General features: G+C 42.6%; 13 protein-coding genes. 5 read left to right on the top strand and 8 right to left on the bottom strand.

Features of this window, described 5'->3' with window-relative positions:
• Nucleotides 1-82 precede the first annotated feature (82 nt).
• Together ACS8FC_RS08935 and rapA are read right to left on the bottom strand one after the other, a co-directional pair.
• Entirely contained in the window at nucleotides 83-985 is a 903-nt protein-coding gene (locus ACS8FC_RS08935; RefSeq protein WP_299220966.1) for an acyl-CoA thioesterase, read from the bottom strand.
• 311 nt (nucleotides 986-1,296) lie between these two features.
• Entirely contained in the window at nucleotides 1,297-4,185 is a 2,889-nt protein-coding gene (gene rapA / locus ACS8FC_RS08930; protein ID WP_439296507.1) for an RNA polymerase-associated protein RapA, read from the bottom strand.
• A 561-nt stretch (nucleotides 4,186-4,746) separates the two neighbouring features.
• Between rapA and ACS8FC_RS08925 the strand changes: the two genes are divergently transcribed.
• On the top strand, nucleotides 4,747-5,691 hold the full coding sequence (locus ACS8FC_RS08925; RefSeq protein ID WP_439263132.1) for a D-2-hydroxyacid dehydrogenase: 945 nt from the start codon (nucleotides 4,747-4,749) through the stop codon (nucleotides 5,689-5,691).
• Between the two features lie 4 nt (nucleotides 5,692-5,695).
• Here ACS8FC_RS08925 and ACS8FC_RS08920 read toward each other — a convergent pair whose 3' ends face one another.
• The gene (locus ACS8FC_RS08920; protein ID WP_439296527.1) at nucleotides 5,696-7,234 is read right to left on the bottom strand and encodes a flavin-containing monooxygenase; all 1,539 of its coding nucleotides are present in this window, start codon (nucleotides 7,232-7,234) and stop codon (nucleotides 5,696-5,698) included.
• Nucleotides 7,235-7,437: 203 nt separating this feature from the next.
• Complete coding sequence (locus ACS8FC_RS08915; protein WP_439263130.1) at nucleotides 7,438-8,151, bottom strand: RluA family pseudouridine synthase; 714 nt, start codon at nucleotides 8,149-8,151, stop codon at nucleotides 7,438-7,440.
• A 374-nt stretch (nucleotides 8,152-8,525) separates the two neighbouring features.
• Between ACS8FC_RS08915 and trxA the strand changes: the two genes are divergently transcribed.
• The 3 genes from trxA (at nucleotide 8,526) to ACS8FC_RS08900 (ending at nucleotide 11,217) form a co-directional block, all read left to right on the top strand.
• Nucleotides 8,526-8,852: a thioredoxin gene (gene trxA / locus ACS8FC_RS08910; RefSeq protein ID WP_439296506.1), complete on the top strand. Its 327-nt coding sequence runs from the start codon at nucleotides 8,526-8,528 to the stop codon at nucleotides 8,850-8,852.
• 513 nt (nucleotides 8,853-9,365) lie between these two features.
• On the top strand, nucleotides 9,366-10,634 hold the full coding sequence (rho, locus tag ACS8FC_RS08905) for a transcription termination factor Rho (protein ID WP_075103494.1): 1,269 nt from the start codon (nucleotides 9,366-9,368) through the stop codon (nucleotides 10,632-10,634).
• Between the two features lie 331 nt (nucleotides 10,635-10,965).
• Complete coding sequence (locus ACS8FC_RS08900) at nucleotides 10,966-11,217, top strand: hypothetical protein (RefSeq protein ID WP_299220979.1); 252 nt, start codon at nucleotides 10,966-10,968, stop codon at nucleotides 11,215-11,217.
• A gap of 163 nt (nucleotides 11,218-11,380) precedes the next feature.
• Here the strand turns inward: ACS8FC_RS08900 and ypfJ are convergent, their stop codons facing one another.
• Nucleotides 11,381-12,268: a KPN_02809 family neutral zinc metallopeptidase gene (ypfJ, locus tag ACS8FC_RS08895; protein WP_439263126.1), complete on the bottom strand. Its 888-nt coding sequence runs from the start codon at nucleotides 12,266-12,268 to the stop codon at nucleotides 11,381-11,383.
• Nucleotides 12,269-12,830: 562 nt separating this feature from the next.
• Between ypfJ and ACS8FC_RS08890 the strand changes: the two genes are divergently transcribed.
• Entirely contained in the window at nucleotides 12,831-13,196 is a 366-nt protein-coding gene (locus ACS8FC_RS08890) for a hypothetical protein (RefSeq protein ID WP_439263125.1), read from the top strand.
• 193 nt (nucleotides 13,197-13,389) lie between these two features.
• On the opposite strand, the gene ACS8FC_RS08885 is transcribed toward ACS8FC_RS08890, so the two are convergent.
• The 3 genes from ACS8FC_RS08885 to pheS all read right to left on the bottom strand — a co-directional run bounded on the left by ACS8FC_RS08885 (nucleotide 13,390) and on the right by pheS (nucleotide 17,425).
• Nucleotides 13,390-13,689 carry an integration host factor subunit alpha gene (locus tag ACS8FC_RS08885; protein WP_299220987.1) on the bottom strand — a complete coding sequence of 100 codons (300 nt, stop codon included), beginning with the start codon at nucleotides 13,687-13,689 and terminating at the stop codon, nucleotides 13,390-13,392.
• 204 nt (nucleotides 13,690-13,893) lie between these two features.
• On the bottom strand, nucleotides 13,894-16,296 hold the full coding sequence (pheT, locus tag ACS8FC_RS08880; RefSeq protein WP_439296505.1) for a phenylalanine--tRNA ligase subunit beta: 2,403 nt from the start codon (nucleotides 16,294-16,296) through the stop codon (nucleotides 13,894-13,896).
• A 73-nt stretch (nucleotides 16,297-16,369) separates the two neighbouring features.
• Entirely contained in the window at nucleotides 16,370-17,425 is a 1,056-nt protein-coding gene (pheS, locus tag ACS8FC_RS08875; protein ID WP_439263122.1) for a phenylalanine--tRNA ligase subunit alpha, read from the bottom strand.
• Nucleotides 17,426-17,580 lie beyond the last annotated feature (155 nt).

The following is a 17,580-nucleotide window of genomic DNA, read 5'->3' as shown; positions in this document are numbered from 1 at the left end:
AACTACATATGCCATAAAAAAAGCGACTCACAATTAATCATGAGTCGCTTTTTTTTGATGATTATAACAAAGATATATAGTGCTAAGACTTTGGCACGCGCAGACGCATCAAGCCCTCTTGCTGCACGGTGGCAACCAGCTTGCCATCTTGCCAAAACTGTCCGTGGTTTAGCCCCATCGCATTGGATGTCGTATCACTCCACATGTCATATAACAGCCAATCATTTATATCAAAACTGCGATGAAAATGCATTGAATGATCAATGCTAGCCGCTTGTAGTCCACTGGTCATAAAGCTGATGCCATGAGACATAAGCCCCGTTCCTACTAAATAAAAATCAGAAGAAAACGCCAAGAGTGCTTGCTGAATCGCAACTGGCTGCGAGCCCAGTTCACGGATGCGTAACCAATTGGCTTGCTTCGGTTTCGTTGGCTCTGGATGTATAGGATCGCGCGGCTTGACAGGCTTAATCTCCACATGACGACGACGCATAAAACGACCCTTAAGCGCATCTGGTACTTTACCCACGTAGCTCTCTTTTAGGTCTTGCTCAGTCTGTAAATCTTCAGGTGGTGGATAAACAGGCATATTTTCTTGATATTCTAAACCCTCTTCCATCGGTGCAAATGAAGCAATCATCGAAAATATCACTTGTTCAACAGGCGGCTTACCACGGACTTGTTTATACTGAATCGCCGTCACTTCGCGTGCTGACAAACTACGACCGTCCCGTAAGCGCCTTACTTGATAAATCACCGGTTGATTGATATCGCCACCGCGCAAAAAATAACCATGTAGCGAGTGACAAGGCTTATCTGTATCCAGTGTATGAGCTGCAGCCATCATAGCTTGAGCCAGTACTTGCCCGCCAAATATACGCTTACCAACGTAGTCATGGCTTTTGCCTTCAAATACATCAGGACTGACTTCAATAAGTGCCACCGTAGCGAGCAGCTCATCAATCAGTTGTGGATAATCAGACATGGCAGTAATTTTCCTTATTTTTGAGCGACTATTACTGAAAAGCCGTACTAATGCGTTAACGCTTAAAACCGCTTGTTTGGCACCTAAAAATGATACTAGATCTTTAAAATAGAAAACATCTTAACCAATATTGTAAGCTTTGACCAGTTGCTACAGACTTACTTGCCCGCATTAACTTGACTACTTAGGTTAGATTTTATTTATACGAATATAGGAATAACCAAATGTTGTTTTAAACTTAAACGACCAAATGATTAATTGTGTAAAAAAGAGGCGTTATATAACACCTCTTTTAGCAATACTGGTGATAGCTACGGCTTTACCGTGACGAGCACACGGATAGAATCCGGTACCAATGATAAGTTCGCTAATGCTTGCTCACCTTGCGCTTGCAATTGCTCTAGGCGCTCAACTTCTTCTGGGCGCACATTTGGATTAATGGTTTGCAAATGCTTGAGGCGTTTAATCTCACGTGACCATTGCTGATTAAAGCGCGCCCTTGCTTGCTCACCAATGTCAGCCAGCTGTGCTCGTGCAATCTCCTCGGCCTCGTAATAACGACTCTCAATCACATCACTACGCACTTTAACCACCTGACGCGCGCGGGTTTTGTCCAAACGATCAATATGCGGCATAATCATCTCGCTACTGATACGTGCGGATAAATCACTTCCTTGCTCACTGATAAAGACACGAATGTTTTGAGTCGGTAGAGTCGCTGGCAGGTTAAGTAGCTTTGGCGCGATCGCTTCGACCCTAAAATGAACCTCAAGCATAATCATACCTTGAGGAATGGCATTGCTCTTGAGCATTGCCACCGTCGTATTACCAAAGGTACTCGTGCTCGCAAGCTCGTAGATCGATCGCATCAATGGATGTTCATGGGTGACAAAATCGATGTCCTCACGCTGCAGTGCAAGCTCGCGATCAAAGGTCAACGTCATACCTTCTTCATCGCCAAGTGGCAGCCCCTCAATATACTCACTAACTTCAGTGCTATCGAGTGGCGCAAGCACCCAAGAACCATCACGCTGAATACTATAATCGACATTTGCTGATGCCAAAAAGCGCTCAATAAAGGGCGGTAGCACATTATTATCATCAAAATCACGCATCGCATCTGCAATACGCCCAGCGACGCGTGGACGGCATGAGTTGTATTCAAGTAGACGATCACGTCCTGCCTGTAGCTGTGCTTCTAGCGCCAAGCGCATTTGTAACGCCTCAGCGATGAGAGCTTTTAACTCATCGCGACTCTCTGCAGTATCGGCACCTTCAAGTAGCGGTTTGAGCGTTTGAATATACTGTTCTTGCACACTTTGGGCCGTGGGAGATATCTGATTGAACATATTTAGGGCGCTGTTATACCAGTGATATAAGCGTTCTTGTGCGGTCTTTTGTACATAAGGGACATGCAGTGTGATTTGCTGCGTCTGCCCAATACGATCTAGACGACCGATACGCTGCTCTAGCGTATCTGGATTGGCCGGCAGGTCCCACAGTATCAGCTGACTTGCAAACTGAAAATTACGACCCTCAGAGCCAATTTCTGAACATAGTAATATCTGCGCGCCTTCACTATCGGCGAAGAATGCGGCTGCTTGGTCACGTTCAAGCAACGTCATTTGCTCGGTAAAGATAGCAGTCTTAATACCAGCATGTAAGCGTAATACCGCCTCTAAACTCTCTACGGTTGCCCCACTACGAGCGATCAGTAAGACTTTTTCTTGTTTAAGCTCACTTTTTAAGATATCAATCAACCATGGGACACGTGGATCATCTTCTAACCAGCCGCCATCAGGCTGATTTTCCTCGCTCCACAGCTGTTCGCGCAGCTTGCCCTTGGTTTGATAGCTGTCCTGCCACGCTTCAGGTAATGGCAATGGATACGCCTGACTGCTACGTCCATAGAACCCCTGAACACTCTCACGGGTATTACGGAATAACACCCGCCCTGTGCCATGACGATCCAATAGCTCATTAAGGGCATACGTACGTAGTTTATCATCTTCATTAATCGTTGCCAGCTCATCGTCATTTAAATTCAACAGGGCAGTTAGAGCAGCGATTTGTCCGTCATTTAACGACTTATCTTCTATCAATACACCAGCCACGGCCGCAGTTTCCGCAAAGGCTTCTTGACCGGCAATAAACTCATCCAAATCATCAAAGCGATCAGAGTCGAGCAAACGCAAGCGCGCAAAATGGCTTTGAACACCCAGCTGTTCAGGCGTAGCCGTTAGTAACATCACCCCAGGCGTCTCTTCAGCGAAGTCAGCCACTAAGTCATATTTTTCGTTGCCGCCCGCTGCTTCATCCCAATGCAAATGATGCGCTTCATCGACGACTAACAAATCAAAACCTGCTTCTATCGCTTGATCATATAAGTCAGGATGGTCAAGTAGCAGATCCATACCAGCGATAATACATTGCTCAGTAGCAAACACATTTTGCTCAGGATCATGCTCTTTAATCGCCGCAGTACGGACCAGATCAAACAAAGCAAAGTTTAGGTTAAAGCGACGGCGTAACTCAACCATCCATTGGTATTGCAAACTATCAGGCACCAATACTAAGACGCGCTCAGCTTTACCGGTTAAGAGCTGCTGATGAATAATAAGACCTGCCTCGATGGTTTTACCCAGACCGACTTCATCAGCAAGCAGTACACGCGGCGCAATACGTTTGCCAACTTCGTGGGCAATATACAGCTGATGCTCGATGATATCGACACGCGCTCCCATGAGACCCTTCAGTGGATGTCCTGCCAGCGCTGATTGCATACGCAATATATCTTGACGCAGCTCGTACCAGTCTCCGCGTTCAATACGACCCGCCAACAGTCTTTCAAGCGGCTTTGCCAAGGTAATATTTGCTGCAAGACGCGTTTCCATAATGCCTTTTTCGTGCTCATCGACACTATACTTGAGCACGCCCATCACCTCATCAACCGCAGTGACCGTATAGCTATTTCCTTGTTGGTCACTGATACTATCACCAACCTTAAACACGACACGTGACAACGGTGCAGAGTTTTTTGCATACACGCGCGTCTCCTCGCTTTGCGGGAATAAAATATGTACACAGCGGTCGTCGACATCGATAACCACACCCAAGCCAAGCTCGGACTCGGTGTCAGATAAATGGCGTTGACCAACGGCGAATTCGGTACTATGCAATGAGGCGATGGAGATAGTCATAAGGCGATGTCTTTTGTACTCAGATGATAAGAAAATGGGCGACAACAACATCGTACTACTCTTAAGTAAAGCACAATGAAGTTGTTACGATAGTCAGCACTATCGTTTAAAGATGCATATATTAACTTAGTTAAGCGACTTTTTAGCAAAACCAGTCAAGTGCACTATTATATAACGTTACCGGCTAAATGCGTGCAATAAGTTGGTTTTTCAAGAGCAGATCGATGAGGAATACAGATAATAAAATGAGCGGCGTTTTATGAAACTTATAGTGAAGACCATACCTAAAGTAATAAGTTGCCAATAGTTGGTAGTATCTGTAACTATTAGAGCAACTAATATCTTTACGCTTACTGACGTATTTTTCAATTTTTGCTCAAAGCATGCTACATTGAGTCGATACTAGCAAGAACAGCAAACAGCTGGCTTGATACCCAAACTTGACGCCCGAAGTAGTATGCTTCGTTTTATGAAAAAACGTCCAAGCATCTATTCTACTTACCTTAATAAAAACAAGATAAAAACTTTCTAAATCAAAATTTTTATAAATAAGGATTAATTATGCAAGCGGTTTTTTTAGATAAAGGAACATTTTCTGATGGCGTAGATTTGTCAGTACCTGCAGGCGTGACTGACTATATCACTTACGATGATACACCTGCAGATTCCGACCTTATTATTGAGCGCTGCCAAGAAGCTGACATTATATTTACCAATAAAGTTCAGATTAACGCAGAGGTGATTGCTAAGCTCCCTAAGCTCAAACTTATTCAACTGACCGCCACTGGTATGAACAACGTTGATCAAGAAGCTTGCAAGACGCACAACGTTGCTTTATATAACGTGGCAGGTTACGCGGTCAAAAGCGTGCCTGAACATACCTTTATGCTAATGCTCAATGCAATGCGTGCTGGCATTTATTATCATCAAAAAGTAGCGGATGGTACGTGGCGAGACAACGGTAACTTTTGTCTGCTTGATACGTCTCTTGTAGATTTAGAAGATAAGACCCTAGGTATCATTGGTGTCGGTACTATCGGTAAGCGTGTGACCGAGATAGCCCGTGCGTTCGGTATGACGGTATTGTGGGCGGATCACCAAGGTCATACACCGCGTAACGATGACTATACGGCTTTTGATGAGGTACTTGATCGATCTGATGTCATAAGCTTGCACTGTCCATTAAATGAGCAGACTAAACACCTTATCAATCGAAACACCTTAGCCAAAATGAGCAAACAACCTTTACTGGTGAATGTCGCTCGCGGCGGTATTGTCGATAGCCAGGCCCTGGCAGATGCTATCCATAATCAACAAATCCTTGGTTATGCCACGGATGTCTTTGAACAAGAACCTATTACAGCAGATGACCCCCTATTGAGCTTGAGCGATCATCCACGCGTAATATTTAGCCCGCATAATGCTTGGGGTAGCAAAAGTGCGCAAGAGACTTTATGGCAAATGTTGAGTAAACAAGTGGCAGATTTCGTCAACGATTCTCAATAAATATCTAGCGAGTAAAATGTAGCCAGTTGTCTTCTATTTTACGGTATTTGAGCATAATACGGTCACTTAGGTAATTGTTCGTCACACGCCATGGATAGCGATCGCCCTGCTTGGGTAGCTTATCTTTTGCACGGCGTACATAGCCTGCTGATAGCGCACCAAGTACCGTATCTGGCTGCATTTGCACCTGCTCTTGCTCCGTTGTAGCCTGCGGAAAAACTACACTATAACGGTGCTTTTTCATATAGTTAAGCATTCTGACTACATATTGACACGCTAGATCTATTTTTAGCGTCCATGAAGCATTGGTGTAGCCAAACATCATGGCAATATTGGGTACGCCCTCAAGCATCACAGCTTTATAAGTCATGCGCGCACCGACATCGATAAGCTCACCATCGACATATAGCGCAGCTCCGCCTAGTATCTGGAGCTTAAGCCCTGTTGCAGTCACAATAATATCTGCTTCTATATGCTTGCCAGATGTTAAGGCGATACCAGTCTTGGTAAAATGACTGATTTGATCGGTCACAACCTCTGCTCTTTTGCCATGCAATGCAGTAAATAAGTCGCTATCAGGTACCGCACATAGACGCTCATCCCATGGATTATAAGTAGGCATAAAATGAGCAACATCGACACCGCTGCCTTTTAACTCTTTTTTGACGCCATGCTTTAATGCTGCTTTTAGGACATTGGGCGCATGGGTGGCAAATTGATACAGACCTTGTTGCATCAGAACATTGCGTGTACGTAGTAAGGTATATGCCTGATGCTTTGATAAAGGTGAAAACTTACCCGCTAGCCAGTCAAGTGCATAATCATCGCCCGGCACACTGGCTACATAAGTCGGTGAGCGCTGTAGCATGGTTACATGACGCGCACATTGCTCACCATTTTCATCGACTAGCGCTGGTACTAAGGTCATCGCAGTCGCACCACTACCAATCACTACGATATTTTTATCGTTATAATCCACATCTTGCCAATACTGTGGATGCACGATATCACCTTGGAATTGCTCTTCACTTTCAAAATGTGGTCGATATCCTGCATCATAGTCATAATAACCAGTTGCACCAACGATAAATTTCGCTGTCATCGTATATACTTCACCGCTAGCATGGTTTTTGACCACGACAGTCCACTGTTTAGCAATACTTGACCAAGATAGTTGCTGCACGTCATGTTGATAGCGTATATGTTTTTCAACCTCAAACTCGCGCGCAGTCTCTGCTATGTAGCTTTTGATGTCATCACCTTTGGCTAACATCTTATGATCTAACCATGGACGAAAACTATAACCAAAAGTCAAAGCATCAGAGTCCGAACGAATACCAGGGTAAGTAAACAAATCCCATGTACCGCCCAAGTCTGCACGCTTCTCTAATATAATAAATGGCTTGGTAGCTTTATCTTTATTGCGCTTCTTTGCCTTCAAATAATGATTGAACAGCTTTTGATAGTTTTGCTGCAAGCGACATGCCATACCAATTCCAGAGATACCAGCGCCAATGATTAAGACCTCATAATCCGCCGTCACGTTCGGTTGAGATTTTGAGCGCATCAGGGAGTGCGTCAGGCGAGCTTTGGTCATATTTTTTATAGAATCAACACCGATCATCATCTCATCCTATGTTAGTAACTGATTACCCTCGATTTATACTTCGTTTGTATAGCTGCTACTCTCTACACGACTAAATTTAGGCATTAAGCTTGGTTTGTTATTTTTAAAATGTGCCACGTCTAAAACGGTACCGCGCTTTCCCAGTCCATCCAAGCGCCAAGTACAGGATGCTTTAGACGTAGCTGCTGGGCATGCAAATTTAGACGCGGTGCCATCTGCAATGCCAGTCCTTCTGCATAAATAGGATCACCGATAATGACGTGCCCTGCATGTACCATATGCACGCGCAACTGATGGCTACGTCCTGTCACCGGTTTTAGCGCAACACGAGTGGCTGCTTGACCGTTACATTGTTCATAAGCGAGTACCTCATACAAGGTCAAGGCGTTCTTACTCCAATCATGGTCAACGATATGCCGCGGCTTGGTTGTCGGCTCATATCTTACGGGCACAGATATTTTCCCCGTGGCTCCTATTGTCTCCCAAGTACCAAAAACCCGTGCTTGATAAGTCTTTTGCGGCAATCTGTCAATGAATTGTTTACTAATATTGGTCTGAGCGGCCGCATTTTTTGCAAAGATAAGCAGGCCTGAGGTATCCATATCCAACCGATGAATGAGTTTTACGTCAGGATTTGCGCGTTCAAGTCGTGCCAATAGACTGACCTTTAAAGTCTTACCATCGACACTTAATAACCCTGCAGGTTTGTCTACTACCCAAATATCGTCATCTTCATAAACGGTAATCTCGCGCGCAAATTTTTGAAAAAACTCTACTGGATACTGAGTTTCTTGTAAATTCATGGCAGCGATGTCTTCATCGGTAAAAGGCATAAAAAATAGCTACTTCTGTAAATGGGTTTAAATACGGCAAAAAAGCATAGTAGGTTATGTATACGTTTTTACCAGGCGAATTATAAAGACAATCTACTACCAAGATATAGCCTGTGTTAATTTGTGTTTCGATTTATTGTACTAATACTAGTTGTTAAGCATTTTAACCACCCTTTGTCTGTCAAGACGTGGCAAACATGCTAATATAATGGCACATTTTCACTTTCATTCCATACTTCTTAGGCTGTAACTGGGTAATTTGTTAGACAGATAAATAGGACTGGCTCATATAGCAGATATATGTTTCCACCCAATTTATCAAACTATTTTTATCTATTACTAGCCAAAAGATGATACAACAAGAGAGAATAATTATGTCAGACCTTATTGTTAATACCACCGATGCAGACTTTGACCAAGACGTACTACAATCTGATGTCCCAGTCCTAGTAGACTTTTGGGCGACTTGGTGTGGTCCTTGTAAGTCGATAGCGCCTATCTTAGAAGATTTAGCCAACGACTATAAAGGCAAAGTAAAAATCGTCAAAGTCGATGTAGACAACAATCCACAGGCAGCAAGCCGCTTTGGTATTCGTAACATACCAACTTTATTCGTCTTTAAAGACGGCGAAAAAGTAGACTCAGTAATGGGTTTACAGCCAAAATCTGAACTTGCTAAAGTACTTGATAAGCATTTATAAATTATATATCAATACCCTCGATTGTTTGAATAAATGATCAAAATTGGCCATTATCTGTACAAGATGATGGCTTTTTTGCATTTTTATTGGTCAAAAAGCAAATTATGCAAATTTTTTAACAAAAATAATTGACAAGCCTGACTTTAAAACCGTATAGTCTGCTGTCAAGAGAAACATAAAATTTCCTGATGCGTCTTAACGCTATTCTCCTCGTGTTTATCAACACAAAACACAATTGTATACTGAACGAAACTACTAACTATAATTATTGATATAGAGCTTTCATTGCAAGCTTTTATATCCCAAACTCTTATATAGTCCTCTTTATATTCACATTTGTCATCCTGACACAGTTTTGCGCAGCTGATGATAATCTGATACATAAAAATCAATGCTATATAAATCTTAACTCTGTGCACACATCCTATCGCTACACTATCGTTGTTTTAATCAATGTCGTGGGTTGTGCTGCTAATGGCAGTTCTCACCCGATAAATCGTTAATGACCTACCTATGAATTTAACTGAATTAAAGAAAAAATCAATCACTGAGCTATTGGCTATTGCTAAAGAAATGGGTCTTGATAATATGGCACGTAGCCGTAAACAAGACATAATCTTTGCCATATTAAAAACGCATGCTCGTAACGGCGAAGCTATCTATGGTGATGGCGTACTAGAAGTCCTACCAGATGGTTTTGGCTTTTTACGCTCATCAGAAGGCTCTTATTTGGCTGGCCCTGACGATATTTATGTCAGCCCAAGTCAAATCAGACGCTTTAGCCTAAAAACAGGCGATAGTATCGCTGGTACCATTCGCCCACCAAAAGACTCTGAACGTTATTTTGCTTTACTAAAAGTAGGTGAAGTCAACTTCGATACGCCAGATCGTTCGCGCCATAAGCTCATTTTTGAAAATCTAACCCCGCTATTTCCTACCGAGCATCTTAAGCTTGAGCTTGGCAACGGCACAACAGAAGACTTAACTGGACGTATCATTGATCTGATTGCGCCGATTGGTAAGGGTCAACGCTCTATTATTGTCGCTCCACCAAAAGCAGGTAAAACCGTACTGTTACAGACGATTGCACAGTCCATTACGCGTAACAACCCTGAATGTTATCTGATTGTTTTACTGATTGATGAGCGTCCAGAAGAAGTGACAGAGATGGTACGCACAGTGCGCGGTGAAGTGGTTGCCTCAACGTTTGATGAGCCGCCGCAGCGCCATGTACAAGTCGCTGAGATGGTCATCGAAAAAGCCAAGCGTTTGGTTGAACACAAACAAGATGTTGTCGTTCTGCTGGACTCTATCACGCGCCTTGCTCGCGCTTATAACACAGTTATCCCTTCATCCGGTAAAGTATTGACTGGTGGTCTTGATGCTACTGCTCTTGAGCGCCCAAAACGTTTTTTTGGTGCAGCACGTAACGTTGAAGAAGGAGGGAGCTTGACGATTATTGCTAGTGCCCTTATCGATACTGGTAGCAAGATGGATAGCGTCATTTTTGAAGAGTTTAAAGGTACTGGTAACCAAGAAATCACTCTTGAACGTGATTTGGCCGAAAAACGCGTCTTTCCAGCCATCAATATCAAAAAGTCAGGCACTCGTCGTGAAGAGCGTATTCTTGATGAAGATAAGCTACGTAAAGTTTGGATATTACGTAAGTTATTACAACCAATGGATGGTGTTCAAGCAACTGAGTTTTTATTAGATCGTTTAAAAGAAGCTAAGACGAACGATGAGTTTTTTGAACAAATGAAACGTAAATCTCAAAACTAAGCAATTATTATTTATCAATTTGACTTCTATTATTTCATTTATTTTATACAAGATAGTTCTATCAGATATTAATAGTTAAAGTTTAATGAGTTCTATTATCTTTAACCTGATAAAAAAGTCCAAAAGTGTTAGCTTAATAGTTTAATAAATACAAGAATTATAAGTAAAAGCACTACCAATGACACAGTGGGGCAACATAAATTACAAAGTGTTTGTAAAGCTTAGCCAATCTACTACGACTATATAAATATTATGAGTATATTATTAACTACAGTATAAATAAGCTTTACATAATATACTTTTTAATTTTGATTATTTAATAGGTGATAATATGAAATTTGCTAAATCTATCGCGATGACTGCTATTGCAAGTTCAGCTTTGATCATGACTGGTTGCAACTCAACTGGTGGATATGGTGGATATAATAGCGGTGTCAGTAATACCGCTAAAGGTGCAGCTGCAGGCGCTGCGGCTGGTGCACTTATTAGAAGTGGTGGTGATAGTAAAGATATCGCTCGTGGTGCACTTGGTGGTGCAGCTGTTGGTGGTGCTGGTGCGTATATCCTTGAAAACAGCAGATAATAAATAAGTCGTTATTTTCTCTATTCTATGTTTTGAATATTTTTTATTTAAAATGTATTTAATTTATAAGATATGAGTTAATTTTATAAAAGGCCTGCAATTGATATTGCAGGCCTTTTATTGTTTGTTGTCTATTATAAATAAGCTTTTACATTGTCATTAATTATAAAGCACCACTAAAGGTATCACATGATTGTACATTACCACTCTCCAAACCGCGCGTGAACCATTGCACACGTTGTTGACTGGTGCCATGAGTAAAGCTGTCTGGTGTCACTGCACGACCGCTTGCACGCGCAAGACGATCATCACCGATTTGACTTGCAGCGTTGATTGCTTCATCAATATCACCTGACTCCAAAAATTGTACACGCTGTTGGTTGCGCTGCGCCCAAACCCCTGCAAAGCAATCGGCCTGCAATTCTTGTAATACAGAAAGCTTGTTAGCCTGCGTGCGAGTCACCTGACGACTTGCTTCATTGACTTGCTGAGTGATACCAAGCAATGTCTGTACGTGATGACCTACTTCATGCGATATGACATAAGCCTGTGCAAAATCGCCAGCTCTACCTTGGTTTTCATCATCACCTGAGCCTTGCTGATCTCCAGAGATGCCAAGATTTTGGCGCATTTCTGCAAAAAATGATGTATCTAAATAGACAGTCTGGTCGCTTGGGCAGTAGAAAGGACCTGTAGCAGCAGTAGCACTACCACAAGCTGAGCTTACTTGACCATTAAAGAGGATAAGTGAAGGCTCTTGGTAAGTTTGACCACCTTCATTAAATACTTGATGCCAAACCTCTTCTGTGTCAGCCAGTACTACCTTAACAAACTGTGTATCACGATCGTCACTTGTGGCTGGTTCAGTTGAGGTACTGGTACCACCACCTGTTATCACTTGACCAGTCTGTAGAGCAGTCATTGGATTTACGCCAAAAACTAACCACAAGATACCAGCTATAATGATGCCGCCAATACCGCCACCGATCATTTTTCCACCGCCACTACTGGTACGAACGTTAGAGCTCCCTCGTCTGCCTCGCCATTTCATAATACATCCCCTAAATTTATGATAAATATTGTTATGATTACAACTATCACTATTGATAAGTCAAAAATTATACTTCTTTCAGAACCTATCTTTTAGATAATTAATATTATTACCTAATTATTAATATAGATTTTATTAAAAATATTCTTTCTTGATATGATTTTTTCACTGTTTGTCTGCCCATCTCTTGAATAATCGAACAACGAATAATATATGTAAAACCAGTCTGTTACATTCTTTTATCGCTAACAAAGAATTTTACGACTCCTTAACCTTAGTTACAAAATTTATCTATTAGTTGTTTATTATTCTATGTTTCAATTAATTATACGGAAAACACTTTTGTAAGTTGTATTAAAAATTATATCAAAGTGACATTGCCCAAGTTTCTTCACTATTTTATTGTTACTTAATTGTACATTCTCTTCTCATTTGAAAAGAAAACATATAGAATGCGTGAAAGCTGAGTAGCTGCACTTAGTATTAGTTGACTTTCGAAATAATTCGAACGTTCAACCTTTTGTTGTGGCTACTGCTCATTTTATTTTACGGAGATTATCTTATGAAACTTAAATTACTTGCTCTTGCTGGTATCATGACTGCTTCTATGGGCTTAACTGCTTGCGACAGCAGCACAGAAAACGCTGCTGAAGACTTATCTGATGCACAAGAAGAAGTTCAAGACGCACAAGAAGAGCTTAACGAAGCTGATGCTGAAGGCGAAGCTGTTCCTGCTGATGCCGAAGCTGCTGCTGCCGATGCCGAAGCTGACATTGCTGAAGCACAAGCTGCAACTGCTACTGACGAAATGGACGCTGAAGTTCCTGTAGACGGCGATACTACTAGCATGGACGTAGCTAGCGAAACTGATACTGCTGCTGTTGATGCTGCTGACGAAGTTGTAGTTGTTGAAGAGCCAGCTCAGTAATTTTTGCTACTCATATAATAGAATATACTAATAAAAAAAGAGAGCCGATGCTCTCTTTTTTTATGCATGATATTTATACTTTTCAATAATAAATTAATTAAAATTATAAATATTTAACCTTCAGTATGACCACATAAGAGTGACTATCCACTCTTTCACTCATCATCCTCAAACTCAGTCATTAAACTTAATATTATTGATCAAATAGATGCTGATCAACTTGTTGACGGAATTTTTGCCCAGTTTTAAACGTCACTACACGGCGCGCAGATACTGCAACAGGCTCTCCAGTTTTAGGGTTACGACCTGGACGGCTGTTTTTATCTTTAAGCTCAAAATTGCCAAAGCCTGAAAGCTTGACTTCTTTGCCTTCAATCAAACTATCTGACAACTCATCAAAAAAGTTCTCAACCAGACAGCGTCCTTCTTGTCTTGTCAAGTTAAGATGATTCATCAAATGCTCGATCATGTCAGATTTGGTTAAGGTACTCACAAGTACGACTCCTATGCTATGTCGAGATATCGGGTATCATGGTTTAGCGGTATGACTACTATATAAAGATAAATGACTCACTGATTACAATCATTAAATCACCGAGTCTTTAATTCAAGTGTAGGTATTATAAAGTATTTTTACTCTATTTTTAACAAATCTCGAAATAAATCTCTTTATTAATAGTCACTTAGCTAAATATAGTTAACTATCGCGTAATTGAGCACTATGTTGTTGAACTAATGATTCAATAACTTTATCCGTTGCTATTTTTACTACTTCATCAGATAGAGTCTGAATATTATCTTGCCATACTAAAGCAAAGGCTAACGAACGCTGACCTGCTGGCACTTTGTCCCCTTGATAAACATCAAACAACCATAGATTAGTCAGTAACGTACCTGCAGCTTTACGTATTGTCGACTCTAGCGTTTGCAAGCTGATGTCACTATCTACCAAAATAGCAATATCACGGCGCACTTGTGGAAATTTACTTGGGGTAGCGATAACTTGCTGCTCACGAGCCAAGTCTAACAATGGTGCAAGCGATAATTGTGCAACCCAAGTCATAGGCATGTCTAACTGTTTAGCAGTGCTAGGATGCAGCTGACCCAACCAGCCGATATAAATATCGTCGATATAGAGTTTGGCGCTTTGACCTGGGTGCAAAAAGGCCAGCGCGCTACGCTCATAGCGAACACGCGCAGGATCAATCTGAGCTGGTAACAGCTGTTCGATATCATGCTTGAGATCATAAAAGTCTAAGGCGCGGTTTTGGTAGGCTTGTTCATCCCAGATATCACCGACTGCTACCAAAGCGATACTTGGCGTCTGCACCAAGTCATTGATGCTTTGCCCAACAAAGCTAAGACCTGTCTCAAAAAAACGTACACGCGGCTGCTGACGGTTTAGGTTATATTGTACACAAGGCAACAAGCTTGAGAGCAACGTACGGCGCATCACTGCCAAATCACTAGAGATGGGATTGGCCAGTGCTAATACCTCCCCTAACGCCTCATCATCAAGTAGCGTCTCAAGCTTAGCATCGCTAAAGCTAAAGCTAATTGCTTCCATATAGCCATTATCGACTAATGCTAGCTTCATCTCATGCGTCAAATCGGCAGTATCATCATAATCCATACTGACTTGCAAATGAGGTAGGACACTTGGAATATTATCATAGCCATAGATACGCGCGATCTCTTCGATGAGGTCCTCTTTAATGCTCATATCGAAGCGATACGATGGCGGCGTACAAACAAGTGCGTCTGCTTGCTGCTCTACCCAAAACCCTAACTGAGTTAAGATACGTACCATTACCGCAGGTTCAATGTCGATACCGATGACATCAAAAATCTTTGTCAGCGGTAGCGTAATAGGTGCACGGGCTGGCAAGTGCTCGCTACTTTCTGTTTTTATAACTTGACCGGCCTGCGAGCCTGTGACACTGGTAAGCAAGTCACAAGCACGGGCCAATGCCAACTCTGGCAGCGCAAAGTCTACACCGCGCTCAAAACGCTGTGAGGCATCGGTATGTAAGCCAAAACGGCGCGCACGAGCAGCGATGGCGAGTGGATTAAAAAACGCACTCTCTAATACGATATTGGTTGTGCTGTCGGTCACACTACTACGCTTACCGCCCATAATCCCAGCAAGAGCCAGCACGCCTTCATTATCAGCAATGACTAACTCATCGCCCGTTAAGGTAATGGTTTGCTCGTTAAGCAATATCAGCGTTTCTTTAGGCTGTGCCAAACGCACTACAATATCACCTTTGATGGTATCGGCATCAAATGCATGTAACGGCTGGCCAAGCTCCATCAACACATAGTTGGTGACGTCCACCAAAAAGTTATGCGAACGTAAGCCTGACTGAATCAAGGCATCCTGCATCCACTTTGGCGTATCGATACTGCGATCGATATTGCTAATCGCCTGCAATAAATAACGCGGGCAAGCCTCTACTGCTTCTACACTTGCCGCAACGTTTGCGCCATCATCAGTTACAGCGTTGGTCGCAATCTCTGGCTGCTGCATCGGCAAGTCGTTGATGACTGATATCTCACGAGCAATGCCGCGTACGCTAAAGCAATCGCCACGGTTTGGCGTGATAGAGATATCTAGTATTTGATTGTCTAAACCTAGATAGTCGCGGATATCAGTGCCGATTGGTGCATCAGCTGGCAGTTCAAGCAAACCATCGATGCTATCAGTCAAATCAATCTCGGAGGCACCGCAAAGCATGCCGTTTGAGGCAACACCGCGAAGGTTGCCGTTTTTAATTTTAAAGCCTTTTGAGTCATCACTAGGTAACACAGCACCAACGGTTGCCACGGGCGCTTTCATACCGACTGTGACATTGGGCGCACCGCAGACGATTTGTAACGGTTCAGCTTCACCGATATTGACCTGTGTGACGCGTAGTTTGTCGGCATCAGGATGTTGCTCGACACTGATGACTTCACCAACCACCACACCACTAAAGGCGCGCGCAACTGCAAAACGATCATCAATCTCAAGCCCTGCCATGGTCAACTGTTCAGCCAATTGCTCACTGGTATTGTTGGGGTTCACCCATTGACGTAGCCACTGTTCGCTAATTTTCATAAATATCTCGGATCAAAATTTCATAGTAAAGATTTTAGAATAAAGGTAGGCGTATTTTTATTACAATCCAAATCTAGCCAAACTGTTTTAAGAAGCGTACGTCGTTTTGGAAAAATAGGCGCAAATCATCGATACCGTAATACAACATCGCAAAGCGCTCAATACCCATGCCAAAAGCAAAGCCCGTGTATTTATCGCTATCAATACCGCAGTTGGTCAGCACTTGTGGATGCACCATGCCGCAGCCCATGACCTCAAGCCATTTGCCATTATCATCAAGGATATCTACTTCAGCAGAAGGCTCAGTAAATGGGAAGAATGACGGACGAAAACGAACGGTCAACTCTTTGGCAAAGAACGCTTCTAAGAACTCACTAATCAAGCCTTTTAGCTCAGCGAAGGTGCTTGACTCGGTAACCATAAGCCCTTCTAACTGATGAAACATCGGCGAATGGGTTTGGTCCGAGTCATTACGATACACGCGACCTGGACAAATGATACGAATCGGTGGCGCACTTTTTTCCATGGTACGAATTTGCACGGGACTGGTATGTGTACGTAATAGATAGTGCGCATCAAAGTAGAACGTATCATGCATCGCACGTGCAGGGTGATGTGATGGAATATTGAGCGCTTCAAAATTATAGTAGTCGCTCTCAACTTCAGGTCCGGTCGCCACGTTAAAACCTGCTTGCACAAAATACTGTTGCATGCGCTGAGTAATCATCGTCACTGGATGTAGATGGCCTTTTTGACCACCACGTGCTGGCAAGGTAATATCGATACTTTCACTTGCAAGTTTAGCGTTAAGCGCCGCCACCTCTAACTGCTGCTGCTGATCCGTCAATGCTTGCCCGATACGGCTACGCACGCTGTGTAACCAGGCGCCATAGGTTTTTTTGTCATCGGGGCCAAGCTTACCCATCTGCTTTGACCAACCTGTCAGCGCGCTTTTTTTGCCCGTTAGCTGAACACGTAAGTCTTGTAAGGTACGCGCATCGGTTACTTGTAGAATTAAGGCTTCAGCAGCACTGGTAAACTCATGTAGCTGAGTCTCATTTAGCTCGCTAAGCTCTGAGGACAAGGTCGGTAGCGCCGACAAATCGTTGGTGGCAGCAGGGGTAGTCATAAGACGTATTATTCCTGATTTAAACGGATTATTGATGGTATGTAATTGTAGGGGTTTGACCAAATATTGCAAATCATTTACCTAGTATTTTCAATACCAAGGCTCGTTATATAAATGGCTTGAATATGTAGACAGTTAAAATAGTTAATATAAAA

This window comes from Psychrobacter sp. 1Y4 (assembly GCF_051847555.1).
Note: the sequence above shows the minus strand (reverse complement) of the source record. Positions and strands in the feature narration are given on the sequence as shown.